The 15,779-nt window shown below is 46.3% G+C and carries 18 protein-coding genes; 15 read left to right on the top strand and 3 right to left on the bottom strand.

Annotated elements, in window-relative coordinates; translation table 11 throughout:
- The first annotated feature begins 77 nt into the window (after nucleotides 1–77).
- From DW251_RS16330 to larE, 9 genes are all read left to right on the top strand, one after another.
- On the top strand, nucleotides 78–869 hold the full coding sequence (locus tag DW251_RS16330) for a hypothetical protein (protein WP_118301750.1): 792 nt from the start codon (nucleotides 78–80) through the stop codon (nucleotides 867–869).
- A gap of 338 nt (nucleotides 870–1,207) precedes the next feature.
- On the top strand, nucleotides 1,208–2,869 hold the full coding sequence (locus DW251_RS16325) for an ABC transporter substrate-binding protein (RefSeq protein ID WP_118301749.1): 1,662 nt from the start codon (nucleotides 1,208–1,210) through the stop codon (nucleotides 2,867–2,869).
- A gap of 113 nt (nucleotides 2,870–2,982) precedes the next feature.
- On the top strand, nucleotides 2,983–3,927 hold the full coding sequence (locus DW251_RS16320; protein ID WP_118301757.1) for an ABC transporter permease: 945 nt from the start codon (nucleotides 2,983–2,985) through the stop codon (nucleotides 3,925–3,927).
- Nucleotides 3,928–4,021: 94 nt separating this feature from the next.
- On the top strand, nucleotides 4,022–4,819 hold the full coding sequence (locus DW251_RS16315) for an ABC transporter permease (protein WP_021869065.1): 798 nt from the start codon (nucleotides 4,022–4,024) through the stop codon (nucleotides 4,817–4,819).
- A gap of 128 nt (nucleotides 4,820–4,947) precedes the next feature.
- Complete coding sequence (locus DW251_RS16310; protein WP_347474686.1) at nucleotides 4,948–6,081, top strand: ABC transporter ATP-binding protein; 1,134 nt, start codon at nucleotides 4,948–4,950, stop codon at nucleotides 6,079–6,081.
- Entirely contained in the window at nucleotides 6,078–6,677 is a 600-nt protein-coding gene (locus DW251_RS16305; RefSeq protein ID WP_021869063.1) for an ATP-binding cassette domain-containing protein, read from the top strand. The genes DW251_RS16310 and DW251_RS16305 overlap by 4 nt, the downstream gene beginning before the upstream one ends.
- Nucleotides 6,678–6,816: 139 nt before the next feature.
- Nucleotides 6,817–7,563, top strand: a complete 747-nt coding sequence (gene larB / locus DW251_RS16300; protein ID WP_021869062.1) for a nickel pincer cofactor biosynthesis protein LarB — start codon at nucleotides 6,817–6,819, stop codon at nucleotides 7,561–7,563.
- Nucleotides 7,563–8,879: a nickel pincer cofactor biosynthesis protein LarC gene (larC, locus tag DW251_RS16295; RefSeq protein ID WP_118301747.1), complete on the top strand. Its 1,317-nt coding sequence runs from the start codon at nucleotides 7,563–7,565 to the stop codon at nucleotides 8,877–8,879. The genes larB and larC overlap by 1 nt, the downstream gene beginning before the upstream one ends.
- Nucleotides 8,880–9,023: 144 nt before the next feature.
- On the top strand, nucleotides 9,024–9,863 hold the full coding sequence (gene larE, locus DW251_RS16290; RefSeq protein WP_207663362.1) for an ATP-dependent sacrificial sulfur transferase LarE: 840 nt from the start codon (nucleotides 9,024–9,026) through the stop codon (nucleotides 9,861–9,863).
- A gap of 119 nt (nucleotides 9,864–9,982) precedes the next feature.
- Here the strand turns inward: larE and pcp are convergent, their stop codons facing one another.
- From pcp to DW251_RS16275, 3 genes are all read right to left on the bottom strand, one after another.
- Nucleotides 9,983–10,624 (bottom strand): pyroglutamyl-peptidase I, encoded by a 642-nt coding sequence (gene pcp, locus DW251_RS16285; protein ID WP_021869059.1) that lies wholly within the window; start codon nucleotides 10,622–10,624, stop codon nucleotides 9,983–9,985.
- Between the two features lie 133 nt (nucleotides 10,625–10,757).
- Nucleotides 10,758–11,690 carry a DUF979 domain-containing protein gene (locus DW251_RS16280; protein WP_021869058.1) on the bottom strand — a complete coding sequence of 311 codons (933 nt, stop codon included), beginning with the start codon at nucleotides 11,688–11,690 and terminating at the stop codon, nucleotides 10,758–10,760.
- Nucleotide 11,691: 1 nt separating this feature from the next.
- A complete protein-coding gene (locus tag DW251_RS16275; protein WP_347474688.1) occupies nucleotides 11,692–12,375 on the bottom strand; it encodes a DUF969 domain-containing protein in 684 nt (227 codons plus the stop codon).
- Nucleotides 12,376–12,767: 392 nt separating this feature from the next.
- Here DW251_RS16275 and DW251_RS16270 point away from each other — a divergent pair, with 392 nt between their 5' ends.
- From DW251_RS16270 to atpH, 6 genes are all read left to right on the top strand, one after another.
- Nucleotides 12,768–13,034: an AtpZ/AtpI family protein gene (locus DW251_RS16270; RefSeq protein ID WP_021869056.1), complete on the top strand. Its 267-nt coding sequence runs from the start codon at nucleotides 12,768–12,770 to the stop codon at nucleotides 13,032–13,034.
- A 38-nt stretch (nucleotides 13,035–13,072) separates the two neighbouring features.
- A complete protein-coding gene (locus tag DW251_RS16265; RefSeq protein ID WP_021869055.1) occupies nucleotides 13,073–13,495 on the top strand; it encodes a hypothetical protein in 423 nt (140 codons plus the stop codon).
- Between the two features lie 22 nt (nucleotides 13,496–13,517).
- Entirely contained in the window at nucleotides 13,518–14,279 is a 762-nt protein-coding gene (locus tag DW251_RS16260; RefSeq protein WP_021869054.1) for a F0F1 ATP synthase subunit A, read from the top strand.
- 65 nt (nucleotides 14,280–14,344) lie between these two features.
- Nucleotides 14,345–14,626: an ATP synthase F0 subunit C gene (atpE, locus tag DW251_RS16255; protein WP_021869053.1), complete on the top strand. Its 282-nt coding sequence runs from the start codon at nucleotides 14,345–14,347 to the stop codon at nucleotides 14,624–14,626.
- 96 nt (nucleotides 14,627–14,722) lie between these two features.
- Nucleotides 14,723–15,229 carry a F0F1 ATP synthase subunit B gene (gene atpF, locus DW251_RS16250; protein WP_118301746.1) on the top strand — a complete coding sequence of 169 codons (507 nt, stop codon included), beginning with the start codon at nucleotides 14,723–14,725 and terminating at the stop codon, nucleotides 15,227–15,229.
- Nucleotides 15,226–15,765: an ATP synthase F1 subunit delta gene (gene atpH, locus DW251_RS16245; protein ID WP_021869051.1), complete on the top strand. Its 540-nt coding sequence runs from the start codon at nucleotides 15,226–15,228 to the stop codon at nucleotides 15,763–15,765. Before atpF ends, atpH begins: the two co-directional genes overlap by 4 nt.
- Nucleotides 15,766–15,779: the final 14 nt, after the last annotated feature.

Here is a 15,779-nt window from a genome sequence, read left to right as displayed (position 1 = left end):
TGAATTTTCAAGGTTCAACACACCACATCGGTGTGGGAAGTTTTAGTAATTTAGTATTAATTTCAGGAGAAGATTTTATGAAAATCATCGAGTCCAAAACAGAAGGAAAATCCCCAGGGCGCTTAAGTGAAGACATTCTGGTGATCATGCCGGATTTCATTGCAGTGATCGATGGAGTGACACCAAAGTCTAATTTTACCTATGAAGGAAAGTCTACAGGAAGACTGGCAGCAGAACTTGCAGGGCAGGCAGTGAGAGAGTTGAAAGGAACGGAAGACTGCCAGACATTTATTAAACGGTGCAATCAGAAGTTTCATGATTTCTATGAGAAAGTGGACTTCCCTTATGACATCCGTTCAAAGGGTTTGCAGGTGGCAGCAGTTATTTATTCGGAATATTTACATGAAATATGGATGATCGGGGATTGTCAGGCAATGGTGGATGGCCGGGAATATCTGCAGCCTAAGAGAAGTGATGTGATCTTAAGTCAGTTTCGCAGTCTGCTGATGGCATTGCAGGTACCTGCCAGTGAGGCCAGAGCAAAAGTGGAACCCTGGATCGTAAATGCTACAGCCTTTGCTAATAAAGTTGGAACTTCTTATGGGTATTCCGTGCTGAACGGAGAAGAGATACCGGATGAATTAATAAAAGTGATCCATCTTTCGGAAGGGAAACATGAAATCATATTGGCAAGCGACGGATATCCGCTGTTAAGGCCGACCTTACAGCAGTCAGAACAGGATCTGGACAGACTTTTAAAGGAAGATCCCCAGTGCTGCAGATTATATGAGTCTACCAAGGGACTGAAACCAGGTAATAAAAGTTTTGATGACAGGACGTATGTAAGATTTCAGGCGGGGACATTGTAAACGGTTTATTATTGTACATGCAATACATGGACAGCAGGAGTGTTTCAATAAGTAACACTTAAAAAGGCTGCAATCGGTTGACGAACAACTGCTTAGGTGTTACAATTCTATACAGTTTCCGACAGAAGCCGGTGGTTCTCCTGATGAACGGGAGTGTAACAAGAAAGATCATAAGATAAAAAACAGGATTTATAAAAACAGAATTTTGAAAGATAACCATACCAGGAAGGTGTGAATGCCATAGGAAGGGGCAGTTCATACCTTCTTGTTTTGTTTATTGAGAAGGTACCGAATGAAGTATTGATCAAATTCAGATATTTTAGAGGAGAACGAAAAATATGAAAAAGAGCCGTAAAAGTTTTTTATTGGCAATGATGGCAATCCTGGTGGCAGCAGGCCTTGCAGGCTGCGGAAGAGGCAACAGTGCTTCTGGTCAGCAGACAGAGAACGCAAATGGGCAGACGGACCAGCTGGCACAGGCGCAGACGGAGGATGCAGAAAAAGACTCTGTTATCGTAGTCATGGGTCCATCCTCAGAACCAGAGGCAGGTTTTGACCCGGTTTATGGCTGGGGCGCAGGGGAACATGTTCATGAACCGCTGATCCAGAGTACATTGACTGTGACAAATAAAGATCTGACCATTGGATATGACCTGGCTACAGATATGGAGACCTCTGAGGATGGCATGACCTGGACAGTGACCATCCGGTCGGATGTGAAGTTTACAGACGGGGAAGCGCTGACAGCAGAGGATGTGGCGTTTACCTATAATACGCTTCGTGATAACAGTACAGTAAATGATTTTACCATGCTGGACGAGGCAGAGGCCACAGATGATACTACCGTAGTATTCCATATGAAACGGCCTTATTCTATCTGGCCATACACCATGGCGATCACAGGTATCCTTCCGGAACATGCCTATGGCCCTGATTATGGACAGAACCCTATTGGTTCCGGCCGTTATATTATGAAACAGTGGGATAAGGGACAGCAGGTGATCTTTGAGGCAAATCCGGATTATTATGGGGAAGCGCCGAAAATGAAGCATGTGACCGTTTTATTTATGGAAGAAGATGCGGCTTTTGCAGCAGTTCAGGCTGGACAGGCAGATCTTGCATACACAGCGGCTTCCTATTCTGACCTGACGGTGGATGGCTATGATCTGCTGGCGTTTAAAACAGTAGATAACCGTGGATTTAACCTTCCGGCTGTTCCTTCCGGCGCAGTGACCGCAGATGGTGTGGCAGCAGGAAATGATTTTACCAGTGACGTAAGGGTGCGCAGAGCCATTAACTTAGGCATCGACAGGGAAGAAATGATCCAACATGTGTTAAATGGATACGGCAGCCCTGCTTACAGTGTCTGTGATAAAATGCCATGGTACAATGAGGCTTCTGAAACTTCCTATGACCCGGAAGCTGCAAAAACATTGTTAGAAGAAGCTGGATGGACAGAAGGAAAAGATGGCATCCGCGAAAAAGACGGCGTTCAGGCCGGATTTACATTAATGTATCCTGCAAGCGACTCTGTCCGTCAGGCGCTGGCAGCGGATACAGCCAACCAGTTGAAAGAACTTGGTATCCAGGTATCCATTGAAGGTGTAGGCTGGGATACAGCCTATGACAGAGCCCAGTCCACTCCTCTTATGTGGGGCTGGGGCGCCCACACCCCAATGGAATTTTACAATATTTACCATACAGCCCAGAACAGTTCCTTTGCAGAGTATTCCCCATATTCCAACGAAAAAGTGGACGAATATATGGATCAGGCCCTTGCAAGCCCGTCTCTGGAAGAGTCCTATGATCTTTGGAAAAAAGCACAGTGGGATGGAGAAAACGGTGTGACCCAGGAGGGAGATATCCCATGGATCTGGCTGGTAAACATTGATCATCTCTACTGGTCCAGAAAGGGTCTCCATGTAGCTGATCAGAAGCTTCATCCACATGGACATGGCTGGTCAATTGTAAATAATGTGGATCAGTGGACCTGGGAGTAGAGATATTGTGGAAAACAGTTATTGTGGAAAAAAACCGGATGTTTACGGAAAATAGTTAGGAGCAGATAAGTTTGAAAAAGCAGGCTATATTTATCAGTAAAAATTTCATACGGATGCTGATCCTTCTCTTCTTCGTCAGTATTGCGGCTTTTGCCTTGGTTTCCATGGCACCTCTGGACCCGCTGCAGACTAACGTAGGTCAGGCGGCTATGGGTTCCATGAGCCCGGAGCAAATCGAGCGTCTCCGCCTTTACTGGGGCGAAGGAATCCCGCCGTTAAAACGCTATCTTGCGTGGGCTGGGGACTTTATCCGGGGAAATATGGGAATTTCCCTTTTATATCATCAGCCTGTGGCAAAAGTGATCCAGGTCCGTTTCGCCAGTTCTGTATGGCTGATGGCGGCTGCGTGGATCTTATCCGGAGTTACCGGTGTGATCCTTGGGATGACAGCGGGGGCAAGAAAGGGAAGTCTCACAGACCGTGTGATCTCCGCCTATGCACTGGTTACAGCCAGTACACCGGCCTTCTGGGTGGCTCTGGTGCTTCTTATGGTGTTTGCAGTGTGGTTAAAAGTCCTTCCCGTAGGTTTAAGCGTTCCCATAGGCGCAGATGCAGCCACCGTTTCTATAGCAGACCGCATCCGTCATGGTATATTGCCGGCAGCGGCTTTAAGTCTTACAGGCATTTCCAATATCACCCTCCATACCAGGGAGAAAATGATCCAGGTTATGGAAAGTGATTATGTGCTTTTTGCAAGAACCAGAGGGGAAAGCATGAGTTCCATTGTTTTAAGACATGGGCTCCGCAACATGATCCTTCCGGCCCTGACCCTGCAGTTTGCTTCGATCAGCGAGATCTTCGGCGGCTCCGTTCTGGTGGAACAGGTATTTTCCTATCCGGGACTGGGACAGGCGGCAGTAAGCGCAGGTCTTGGCAGTGATATTCCGCTGCTTATGGGAATTACCATGATCAGTGCAGCGATGGTGTTTGCAGGCAATTTTATTGCTGATATTTTATATGAGATCATAGACCCCAGAATGAGAAGAGGCGCAAAATAAAATCGCAAAACCTTGAAAATGGGGGATGAAAGGTAATGATAATTTGAAGAAGTATTTGAAACGGACAGAGGGGATAAGCAGCAGGCGTGTGCTTATGACGGCGCTTATGGCACTGGCGGTATTAGTGATCGGGGCAGTGCTGGTTGCAGGCGTCTGTCTGAAGGAACAGGCACTGACTACGGATTTTACCAGGAAAAATATAGCACCCTGTATACAATATCCTTTTGGAACAGACTGGATGGGCCGGGATATGTTTGTGCGTACCCTTACAGGTTTGTCCTTAAGTATACGCATTGGCCTGATTACATCTGCCTTCAGCTCCCTGATCGCAGTGGGAATGGGACTTGCCTGTGCGGCAGGCGGAAAATGGGCAGACAGCCTGATCAGTGGTTTTATTGACCTGGTCATGGGAATACCCCATATTCTGCTTCTTATCCTGATCTCTTTTGCATTGGGAAAAGGTTTAAAAGGCGTGGCAACAGGCATTATCCTGACACACTGGACTTCTTTAGCACGATTGATCCGCGGGGAAGTGCTCCAATTAAAGGAAAGCCATTTTATAAAGATCGCTGAAAAAATGGGTATGAGTCCATGGCAGATAGGTGTCAAGCATATGATGCCCCATCTGTTGCCACAGGTATTAGTGGGAATGGTACTTATGTTTCCACATGCTATACTCCACGAAGCAAGCATTACATTTTTAGGTTTTGGACTATCACCGGAGCAGCCGGCTATCGGTGTGATCCTTTCTGAAAGCATGAAATATCTGACTATGGGAAAATGGTGGCTGGCGCTGTTCCCGGGAATACTATTGGTGCTGGTAGTCATGTTATTTCATGTGATCGGTGATACGTTAAACAGTCTTTTGGATCCGTCCAGGGCACATGAGTAGGGAAAATGAGTATAAAAAGCAAAAGATAGATGCTGTTAAAAGATGATCATGAAGAAAAACGCAGGAAAAGCATAAAAAGAGAACGCAGGAAAGTGCGGGAAAAAGGTGGAAAGGAGGCGCCGATGCAGATGGAAAACATAAAGATGTATGAGAAAACAGAAAAATCTGAAAAAACAGGAAAACAGAAAAAGTTTGAAAGAGAAGAACTTCTTCGCATCAAACATTTATCCGTTACATTTACCCAATATGACGGCTGGTTTTCAAGAAAAACACTGCCTGTGATCCGTGATCTGAGTCTCAGTGTTTCACGGGGAGAAATGGTAGCTGTGGTTGGTTCCAGCGGCTCCGGAAAAAGCCTTTTAGCCCATGCAGTCATGGGGGTTCTGCCTTATAATGGAAAATGTGGGGGAGATATTTATTATAAAGGCGAGCAATTGACCTCAAAGCGGATCAAAAAGCTGCGGGGCCATGAGATCGTCCTGGTTCCCCAGAGTGTTTCTTATCTGGACCCATTGATGAAAGTGGGAGAGCAGGTAGCAGGCGGGAAAGAACGGATCAGTTTGGAAAAAAGCCGGAAGGCACTGGCCCGGTATGGCCTTGATAAAGAAGTGGATCATATGTATCCTTTTGAACTTTCCGGCGGAATGGCAAGGCGGGTGCTGATCGGAACAGCGGTGGTGGAACAGCCCCAGCTGGTGATCGCAGATGAACCTACGCCTGGGCTTCACATGGAAGCGGCCCTGCGGGTGCTGTCCCATTTCCGTGAGATCGCAGATCAGGGGGCAGGAGTGCTTCTGATCACCCATGATCTGGAGCTGGCGTTAAAAACAGCAGATAAGATCGTTGTTTTCTATGCGGGAACGGCTGTGGAAGAAGCGGATACCGTGGATTTTAACCGGGAGGCGGCTTTGCGCCATCCGTACACCAGGGCGCTGTTTCGGGCAATGCCGGAGCATGGATTTGCCCCGGAACCGGGGATCCAGCCTTATGTAAGAGATCTTCCTGAGGGTTGTCCCTATGGCCCCAGATGCCCCAAATATAAGACCGAATGCAGCAAAGAAGTTTCCTATGTGCCCTATCAGGGGGGACTGGTGCGCTGTATCTGTCCGGGAGATGAAAATGAGATCTTACCTGGAATATTATCGGGACCAGCGGGATTAAAGGGACAAATGACGTCAGAGCAAATAACGTCAGAGCAGATGGCGTCGGGACAAAGGTCCGGTGAATACAATGCATGGGGAAAGGAAGGCGTCAGCTTATGAGATTAGAAGCAAAAGACCTGTCTTTCCGCTATCATAAAGGAAACAGACAGATATTAAACCATGTATCTGTAAGCCTTGACAGCAGTGACCGGTTGGGGCTTGCGGCACCCAGTGGTTTTGGCAAGACTACGTTCTGTAAAATACTGGCCGGTTATGAACAGCCAGATGAAGGCCAGGTTTTACTGGACGGAAAGCCACTTTCGGAATATAAAGGTTACTGTCCGGTACAGCTGATCTGGCAGCATCCACAGGAGGCAGTCAATCCCAGACGAAAGATGAAAACAGTTCTGGAAGAAGGCGGCGTATTAGATGAACGCTTGATCCATGGTCTTGGGATCGAGAAGGAATGGATGGAGCGGTATCCTGGGGAACTTTCCGGAGGAGAACTTCAAAGGTTCTGTATTGCAAGGGCATTAGGTGAAAAAACCAGTTTTTTGCTGGCAGATGAGATCACAGCCATGCTGGATCTGATCACACAGAGCCAGATATGGAATTTTCTGCTGGAGGAAGTACGGAGCCGGGAGATCGGACTTTTAGTGGTAAGCCATTCAGAGCCGCTGCTTCAGCGAATCTGTACAGGACGGATCCAGTTGTAGAGTAGTTGCAGGACCTATATTAAAATCCTGCTGTCGGCAGATATTAAAAAGTATACAGATCCGGATATCGACAGAGTGTTTTGCCGGTGCCGGTGGATTTCTAATAGAATAATTGTGGATAAAAGGAGGAGCATGAAGCATGGATGTGCATAAGATGCTGGAACAGGTAAAAGCGGGCCAGCTGGATATTGCAGAGGCAGAGGCGAAGCTTAAAGATCTGCCTTATGAGGATCTGGGCTATGCAAAGCTGGACCATCACAGGAAACTGCGTTCCGGTTTTGGCGAAACTATTTTCTGCCAGGGAAAACCGGATCCGTACTTAAAAGAGATATTCCTGAAATTTTATGAAAGAGACGGGGAAGTTCTTGGAACCAGAGCCAGTCAGGCCCAGTATGAGCTGATCCGTTCTCTGGTACCGGCAGCAGTCTATGATCCTATTTCCCGCATTGTAAAGGTGGAAAAGCCGGATAAGGAGCTTGTAGGCTGTGTGGCAGTATGTACCGGCGGCACAGCAGATATCCCGGTGGCAGAGGAGGCAGCCCAGACAGCGGAGTATTTCGGAACAAAGGTAGACCGCATCTATGATGTGGGAGTTGCTGGGATCCACAGGCTGTTAAGCCAGAGAGAGCGTATTTGCAAGGCAAACTGCATTATTGCGGTAGCAGGAATGGAAGGGGCTCTTGGAACGGTGATCGCAGGTCTGGCAGACGCACCGGTGATCGCAGTACCTACATCTGTAGGATATGGAGCCAGTTTCCATGGTCTGTCGGCTCTTCTGACCATGATCAATTCCTGCGCAAATGGAATTTCGGTAGTAAATATTGATAACGGCTATGGAGCCGGATATATTGCAACACAAATAAACAGAATGGCGGTGAAGAAATAATGAAAAAAACATTATATCTGGAGTGTAATTCAGGAATAAGCGGTGATATGACCGTAGGAGCGCTTCTTGATCTGGGAGCAGACAGAAAGGTACTGGAAGATGCACTGGCAAGTCTGGGAGTAGACGGCTATCATCTGCATTTTGGAACGACGGAGAAATGCGGCATCAAGGCATATGATTTTGATGTGCATCTGGAATATGAAGAGCATGTACATGAGCATTGCCATGACCATGATCACGAGCATACTCACGATCATGGAGATCATGACCACGATCATGGAGATCATGACCACGATCACGAGCATACTCATGACCACGGCCATACCCACGATCACATGCACCCACACACCCACCGCAACCTCTACGACATTTACACCATTATTGACCGCCTGCAGTCTTCCGATAAAGTAAAACAGCTGGCAAGACGTATTTTTGAAATTGTGGCAGAGGCTGAGTCAAAGGCACATGGCCTTCCAATTGATCAGGTACATTTCCATGAAGTAGGCGCCATCGACTCTATCGTTGATATTATCAGTACTGCAGTCTGCCTGGATAACTTAGGCATTGAGAAAGTCATTGTTTCCCCACTTGCAGAAGGTCAGGGCTATGTAAGATGCCAGCATGGCACCTTGCCAGTTCCTGTACCGGCTACAGCGAATATTGCACAGGCATATGGCCTGAAGCTGCGCTTTACAGAAACACCGGGAGAAATGGTCACACCTACCGGCGCGGCGATCGCAGCAGCACTGAGCACCGGTGCTTCCATGCCAAAGAACTATCGCATCGTAAAGATCGGTATTGGTGCCGGAAATAAGGATTTTGACCATGCAAACATCCTTCGTGCCATGCTCATTGAGGAAGAGGAAGAAGAAAAAACAGACGGCTTAGAGCTGTTAGAGACCAATTTAGATGACTGCATAGGAGAAGCACTGGGATATACCATGAACCTGCTGTTAAAGGCCGGAGCAAATGACGTATGGTATACACCAATCTATATGAAGAAGAACCGCCCGGCTTATATGCTTTCTGTATTATGCCGTGAAAGCAACCGTGAGGTTATGGAAGACATTATCTTTACCCATACCACATCCATTGGCATTCGTCGTTTCCCGGCAGAGCGCACTGCCTTAGACCGCAGAAAGATCCAGGTGGAAACAGCCTATGGAACAGCGGATGTAAAGGTTTGCAGCTATAAGGGAAAGAATTACTGCTATCCGGAATATGACAGTGTTTCTGCATTATGTGATAAACAGGAAAAGGCTGATTTTAACACGGTTTACCAGGCAGCAGCAAAAGCGGCGAAAGAGCAGTTATAAAGTTATCAACCAACAGTATCAGATGAAAACGCTACATGCAAATGAAAACTGCTAACAGGAGATACAAACAGGGGCGCAGCAAAAACAGATAACCGGGGAAGACAAACATTCATTACAAGACATACAGTAAAGGAGACCGGAACGATGGAAGGACAGAATTATTCAGTAAAAGAAAGACTGGAACAGTTAGAAGCACTGATGGGAAAGTACACAGCTGGCGGCAAAGACCTTTGCGTGGCTTTTTCCGGCGGTGTGGACAGCAGCCTGATCTTAAAGGCAGCAGTAAAGGCAGCTACGAAGGATGGCAGCAAGGTTTATGCAGTTACCTTTGACAGCCGACTGCATCCATCCTGTGATCTGGAGATTGCAAACCGCGTGGCAGCAGAACTGGGCGGTGTCCACAAAGTGATCCATGTAAATGAACTGGAACAGGAAGCCATCCGAATGAACCCGTTGAACCGGTGTTATCTGTGCAAAAAGCATCTGTTTGTAAATTTAAAGGAAATGGCAAAAAGCCTTGGTGCAGAGACTGTTATGGATGGAACCAATGAAGATGACCACCATGTATACCGCCCGGGCATCCAGGCATTAAAAGAGCTGGAAATCGTCAGTCCATTGGCAGAACTGCACATTACCAAGGCAGAGGTAAAGGCCATGGCAAAAGAGTGGGGCATTTCCGTAGCATCCCGCCCTTCAACCCCATGTATGGCAACCAGACTGCCGTATAACACTCCCATCGACTATGATGTAATGAAGCAGATCGAAGTAGGCGAAGGTTATTTAAGAGAGCTGTTAGGCGGAAATGTGCGCCTGCGTCTTCATGGAAATGTAGTGCGTATTGAAGCAGATAAGACTTCATTTGGAAAACTGTTAGAGCATGGAGATGAGATTGTAAAGACATTAAAGAATCTTGGTTTTGTTTATATTACCATGGATCTGGAAGGCTTCCGTTCCGGTAGTATGGATGTTGGCCTGGATAAATAACAGAAGCGGACAAGCAGGCATGTCGGCTGCATATGGTCATATGAATGCATGAACAGTAGAAGAATAGTAAAAAGCTCCCAACCCAATGATTTTGGGCGGGGAGCTTTTTGTTGCTTTGCTTAGTGTGTAGCACCCTCAGCAGCTACAATATCGCTCTCATTTTCACCAATAGCAGCGATGGCAGCCTCAATACCTCTTGCAATATCCTGTAAATTCATGGATGGTGCAGCCGGGCGGTTTACGACCTGGCTTGGGATAAATGGAACGTGCATGAAGCCGCCACGGACTCCCGGATAGTTCTTAGCCAGAGTGTAGAGAACACCATACATCAGGTGGTTGCATACAAAGGTTCCTGCAGTGTTGGAAACGCTGGCAGGAAGTCCGGCATTTCGCATATTCTGTACCATAGCCTTAATTGGAAGAGTAGCAAAATAAGCAGGAGCACCGTCTTCAAAGATCGTCACATCAATAGGCTGATTGCCTTCGTTGTCTTTGATGCGGGCGTCATCTAAGTTGATGGCAACACGCTCCGGTGTCAGGTCAAAGCGGCCTCCGGCCTGTCCTATACAGAGAACAGCGTCCGGTCTTTCTGCCTCAATAGCTTTTGCTACTTTATCAATGGATTTGCCGAAAACAGTAGGTACTTCCAGTTTTACTACCTGGACAGATCCAACGGTATCGGAAACCAGTTTTACAGCCTCTAAAGCAGGGTTGACAGGCTCTCCGCCAAATGGATCAAATGCAGTGAGAAGAAGTTTCATAGTATATCATCCTTTCTGAAAAATTGTTGAAAATTATTTCCCAAAATATCCCAAAATATTTTGAGATTTACCCGGTAAACTTCGTTAAATATTAGATATAGTTTATGCATTGTATACAAAAAAGAACAATATTTTAACGAAATGCCAGAGTATACATTAATACAATGTGAACAGCGAGCATTACCAGTGCAACCGGCAGCTGGCTTAAGATAACAATGTATTTGTTCTTTGTTTCAAGAAGAGCTGCAGGCAGAATGTTAAAGTTAGCTGCCATAGGAGTCATTAAAGTACCGCAGTAGCCAGCAGTCAGGCCGAGAGCCCCTACAACCACCGGGTCAGCGCCCTGTGCGATGAGGAATGGGATACCGATACCTACAGTGATAACAGAGAAAGCGGCAAAACCATTACCCATGATCATGGTAAATAAAGCCATTGCGATACAGTAAACGGCAGTAGCTGCAAACAGATTTCCGGCCGGGATAATGGCACTTACGCCCCCTGCGATCACATCGCCAACACCGGCAGCTGTAAATACAGAGCCAAGTGCTGCTAAAACCTGAGGAAGGATACCGGTAACACCTACATTGTCAGTAAGACGGGTACAGTCTTTTACCGCATAAACAGCCTTTGGCCTGAAAAAGATAAAAGCAGTGACCAGGGCGATGGAGCCGGAGATACCGATAGCATTATTGGCACCAAGTACCTTTAAGAAAGTAGCAACTAAAACAGCGCTGACAGCCAGTACCAGCGGTGGGATAAATACGCTGTAGCCCAGTCTGTCAGCAGCAGCACGGGTTTCTGCCTCTTTTGGCATATCGCTTTTGCTTGGGGCTACACGTTTAAATGCAGTAAGGATGGCTAAAAATACAACGCACAGACCTGTGATCCATTTTGGAAGATAAGGTCCTGCAATAAAGGTAAATGCAAGGATGAACCAGAAAAGAGCAGTTGTAGTTCTGTGAGCACAGCTTTCATCTTTTAAAGCCTTCATACCCGTTGCGATAAAGATAAGTCCGATGATGCAGTAGAAAACTTCCGCAACAATGGTGCTTATGTTCCAGGTCATATTATTTATCCTCCTTTGCAGCTTTGGATGCCAGACGGCGTTTTAAGATCTGGTCAAAGATCAGGGCGTAGATCACGCCTACTACAGCAGAAATCACGGCGATCGGAACAGACTGGCCTGCGATCTGGAGTGCGTCTACAGGATAGCCCTGTTCGCTTAAGGTGGATACGATCAGAAGTGTTCCGGAAGATCCCATGAAACAGTTCTGTGCAAAGAAGTTGCCATAGTTTTCGCTTCCGGCGCACATTCCCTTGATCTGGTCTTCGGATTTCTCATCCAGTTCCTTATACTGTACAACTGCTGCCGCCTGGGCCATAGGATTGATCAGCGGGCGGATAAACTGAGGATGGCCGCCGATACGCAGGGAGAAAGCAGAGGCAAAGGTACGGATCACCTGCCAGATGGCGATCAGCTTTCCTGTGGTCATGTTCTTTAAAGAACGGATAAAGTCCACTGCCTTATCTTTTAAGCCATTTCGCTCACACAGTCCGATCACCGGCAGTGTAAGGATGAAAAGGGTGGCAGTACGGTTGGTGATAAATGCGGTGCCCAGTGTGTTCAGGATATCCATAGGACTCATGCCTGCAACCAGTCCGGTGGCAAGACCTGCCACAACGACTACAGCCAGAGTATCTAATTTAAGGATAAAGCCGATCACGACTATAAGTACACCAATTAATTTGATGATTTCCATAAATAAAAACCCTCCTAGTTAAAATATAGTATGGAGAATTGTAACATAATTATAATCTGCGGGCAAGGAGAAAGGCCTGGAAATCGGGGATAGAGCGGATATTGGGAAAAATTGTCAAAAAGAAAACGAAGAGTTTGTGAAAAACGTAACGTCCGTTAGAGAATTGTTAAGACAAAACAAACAAAAAAAGTTAGAATGTCTAAAAAAAATTGCAAACAATGCAAAAAATGCCATTGCTTATTTATAGAATATCGAGTATAATCTATTCAAGTTGTACAAAATTCAAGGGGATAATTTCGGTATTTCACGATTGTATTTATAAAAAAACAACAAAAAACACCCAGGTGTTTGATATACTATTGACAAGGAAAGGAAGATGGTCCATGAAAGACTGGCAGTATATTTTGAAAAATCTTTCACTACTCAGCCAGATGGGGATCTCCTTAGCGGCTCCGCTGCTGCTGTGTCTTTTTTTATGCAGCTGGCTTAACAGCCGTTTTATGATAGGCGGGTGGATCTACATCCCTGGTTTTATCATGGGACTTGGGGGTTCCTTTATGACGGCATATAAATTATATCTTGCCATTATGAAAACACAGAAGAAGAAAAAAAACAGAGAACATGAGAAAGCCTTTAACAGGCATGTATGATCTGAAGACACATATGTGTGCAGCAGGGAGGTAGAAATATGAAGATCCAACCGGCAGTAAAGAAGGAAACAGGACATATCGCATGCTGGAGTGGTGCAGGTACGATCCTTATGATCGTTGCTTTTGCAGTCTGCCATAAACTTTTTCCAGATGCAGTACCATTTGATTACAAGGTAGTTCTTGGCGGTGTCATTGGTGCAGCTGTTTCTGTAGGAAACTTTTTTATTATGGGACTTACGGTGCAGAAGATCGCATCCGGGGAACAGAGTGATGAACAGGCCTACAAAAGTATGAAAATAAGTTACAGATATCGTTCCATGGCCCAGTTGTTATGGATCGTTCTGGCAATGGTATTACCATTTGTTAATGCTGCGGCGGGCATTATACCGCTGTTTTTCCCCAGTCTGAGCATTAAGCTTATTAACATTCTGGGAATAATAAAAGCAAAGCCAAATTTATAAGAAAGGAGATGAAAATGCGGATATGAATTTTAATATTTCAGGTGCTGCGGTTTATTTCAGGATTCCTACAGGGATACCCATCCTTGGCGATTTCCTGATATCCGAAACACTGGTAGTCAGCTGGATCGTAATGATACTTATTACGGGACTGTGTATCTGGCTCACCAGGGACCTGAAGGTAGAGAATATATCCAAACGGCAGGCAGTGGCCGAGATGCTGGTAGAACAGGCACAGAAGTTCGTAAGAAATAATACCGGCGGAACAAAGTTTGATAATCTGATCCCATTTGTGGCAGCTTTGTTTACGACCAGTGTAGTTTCCAATCTTATCAGCCTTACCGGTCTTAGAAGCCCGACGGCTGATCTTTCCACAGAAGCAGCCTGGGCAGTGGTAGTGTTCATTATGATCACTTCCAATAAGATCAAGGCAGGCGGCATCCTGGGATACTTAAAGGGATTTACCACCCCGATCCCAGTCATGACACCTTTCAATGTTCTGTCTGAGCTGGCAACACCGGTAAGTATGGCGTGCCGTCACTTTGGAAATATTCTTTCTGGCGTTGTTATCAACGGGCTGATCTATGCAGCTTTGGCGGTAGCAACATCAGCGCTTCTTGGCTGGCTGCCAGGTGCGCTTGGACAGGTCTTAGGAAGCATCCCATTCCTTGATGTGGGTGTTCCGGCTATTCTGTCTGTCTACTTTGACTGGTTCTCCGGTTTCATGCAGGCATTCATTTTCAGTATGCTGACGATCATGTATATTGCAAATGCGGCAGAAGGTTAAAAAAACACGCAGTAGGAAAATCTTATCAAAGATATTATTCACATTATTCTAGGAGGAAATTTATTATGACAGATTTTCAGTTATTAGCAAAAGGTATTGCTTTAGCAGGTTGTGCTATCGGCGCTGGTGCTGCTCTGATCGCAGGTATCGGACCTGGTATTGGTGAAGGTAACGCAGTTGCAAAGGCACTGGAAGCAATCGGACGCCAGCCAGAGTGCAAGGGCGATGTAACCAGTACAATGTTACTTGGTTGTGCGATCGCAGAGACTACTGGTATTTACGGTTTCGTTACCGGTCTGCTGCTGATCTTCGTAGCACCTGGTACTTTCATGAACTACCTGTCCTAATTTTTACAGAAACACTTACTGTTTCAAAGTCTGCATATAATATGTGAAGACTTCTGAAAAACAGAAGGCGGTTTCCACAGACAGGAGGGTAGAAAGATGCGGGAAACACAGGATTTAGTAACGATCATACCGTGGACTTTCATTGCCCAGATCTGCAACCTGTTCATTCAGTGCTGGCTGATCAAGAAGTTCTTGTTCAAGCCTGTATGCGCGATCATCGAGAAGAGAAGAGCATTAGCAGACTCTCAGATCCAGGATGCGAAAAAGGCAAAGGAAGAAGCGGATGCCATGAAGGCTGATTATGAGGCTGAAATGGCAAAAGCAAAAGAAACTGCAAATTCCATTCTCCAGAATGCCCAGAAGGACGCTGCAGCACGCAGTGAAGCCATGATCCAGGAAGCTCAGACACAGGCAGCCGGAATTAAGGCAAAAGCTGAGGCTGATATTGCCCAGGAGAAGAAGAAAGCAGTTAATGACATTAAAAATGAGATCGGTGGCATTGCCATGGATATTGCTGGCAAGGTAATTGAACGCGAGATCTCAGAAGAAGACCATAAGAAGCTGATCGACGAGTTTATTGAGAATGTAGGTGAGGCATCATGACCAAGACCGCAAAGATCTACGGGGACAGTCTCTATGACCTTGCCGCAGAGGAAAAGCTGACGGAAGAGATCCTTCCGCAGATGGAACAGGTGGCAGTTCTCTTTAAGGAGAACCCGGATTACCTGACCCTGCTTTCTGAGCCGTCCATCCCGAAAACAGAACGTGTCGGGCTGTTGGACAAGGCTTTTGAAGGACAGCTTTCCCTGTATCTGTTAAACTTCTTAAAGCTGTTATGCGAAAGCGGTATGCTGCGGGAATACCGTGACAGCTGCAGACAGTTTAAGGCGCGCTACAACGAGGACCACAACATTGCGGAAGCAGTGGTCACTACAGCAGTAGCCCTTACAGAAGCACAGGCACAGGCATTAAAAGAAAGACTGGAAAAAATCAGCGGCAAGACCGTCCTTCTTACACAGAAAACGGACAGCACCGTACTTGGCGGTATCCGTGTGGAGTTAGAAGGAAAGCAGCTTGACGGCACCGTACAGGAGCGTCTGTCAAGTCTGAAGAAAAAAGTTACGGAAATCATCGTATAAAGGATGTGAATGGA

Origin of the sequence: Clostridium sp. AM22-11AC, assembly GCF_003473545.1 — a bacterium.
Classification (GTDB): Bacteria; Bacillota; Clostridia; order Lachnospirales; family Lachnospiraceae; genus Enterocloster.
The sequence above is the reverse complement of the archived record's forward strand: the minus strand, read 5'-3'. Positions and strand labels throughout refer to the sequence as shown.

Bases quoted from the DNA above. Each gene is read 5' to 3' on its own strand.
- DW251_RS16330 (WP_118301750.1), top strand. From the start codon at position 78: ATGAAAATCATCGAGTCCAAAACAGAAGGAAAATCCCCAGGGCGCTTA.
- DW251_RS16325 (WP_118301749.1), top strand. From the start codon at position 1,208: ATGAAAAAGAGCCGTAAAAGTTTTTTATTGGCAATGATGGCAATCCTG.
- DW251_RS16320 (WP_118301757.1), top strand. From the start codon at position 2,983: ATGCTGATCCTTCTCTTCTTCGTCAGTATTGCGGCTTTTGCCTTGGTT.
- DW251_RS16315 (WP_021869065.1), top strand. From the start codon at position 4,022: ATGACGGCGCTTATGGCACTGGCGGTATTAGTGATCGGGGCAGTGCTG.
- DW251_RS16310 (WP_347474686.1), top strand. From the start codon at position 4,948: ATGGAAAACATAAAGATGTATGAGAAAACAGAAAAATCTGAAAAAACA.
- DW251_RS16305 (WP_021869063.1), top strand. From the start codon at position 6,078: ATGAGATTAGAAGCAAAAGACCTGTCTTTCCGCTATCATAAAGGAAAC.
- larB (WP_021869062.1), top strand. From the start codon at position 6,817: ATGGATGTGCATAAGATGCTGGAACAGGTAAAAGCGGGCCAGCTGGAT.
- larC (WP_118301747.1), top strand. From the start codon at position 7,563: ATGAAAAAAACATTATATCTGGAGTGTAATTCAGGAATAAGCGGTGAT.
- larE (WP_207663362.1), top strand. From the start codon at position 9,024: ATGGAAGGACAGAATTATTCAGTAAAAGAAAGACTGGAACAGTTAGAA.
- pcp (WP_021869059.1), bottom strand. From the start codon at position 10,624: ATGAAACTTCTTCTCACTGCATTTGATCCATTTGGCGGAGAGCCTGTC.
- DW251_RS16280 (WP_021869058.1), bottom strand. From the start codon at position 11,690: ATGACCTGGAACATAAGCACCATTGTTGCGGAAGTTTTCTACTGCATC.
- DW251_RS16270 (WP_021869056.1), top strand. From the start codon at position 12,768: ATGAAAGACTGGCAGTATATTTTGAAAAATCTTTCACTACTCAGCCAG.
- DW251_RS16265 (WP_021869055.1), top strand. From the start codon at position 13,073: ATGAAGATCCAACCGGCAGTAAAGAAGGAAACAGGACATATCGCATGC.
- DW251_RS16260 (WP_021869054.1), top strand. From the start codon at position 13,518: ATGAATTTTAATATTTCAGGTGCTGCGGTTTATTTCAGGATTCCTACA.
- atpE (WP_021869053.1), top strand. From the start codon at position 14,345: ATGACAGATTTTCAGTTATTAGCAAAAGGTATTGCTTTAGCAGGTTGT.
- atpF (WP_118301746.1), top strand. From the start codon at position 14,723: ATGCGGGAAACACAGGATTTAGTAACGATCATACCGTGGACTTTCATT.
- atpH (WP_021869051.1), top strand. From the start codon at position 15,226: ATGACCAAGACCGCAAAGATCTACGGGGACAGTCTCTATGACCTTGCC.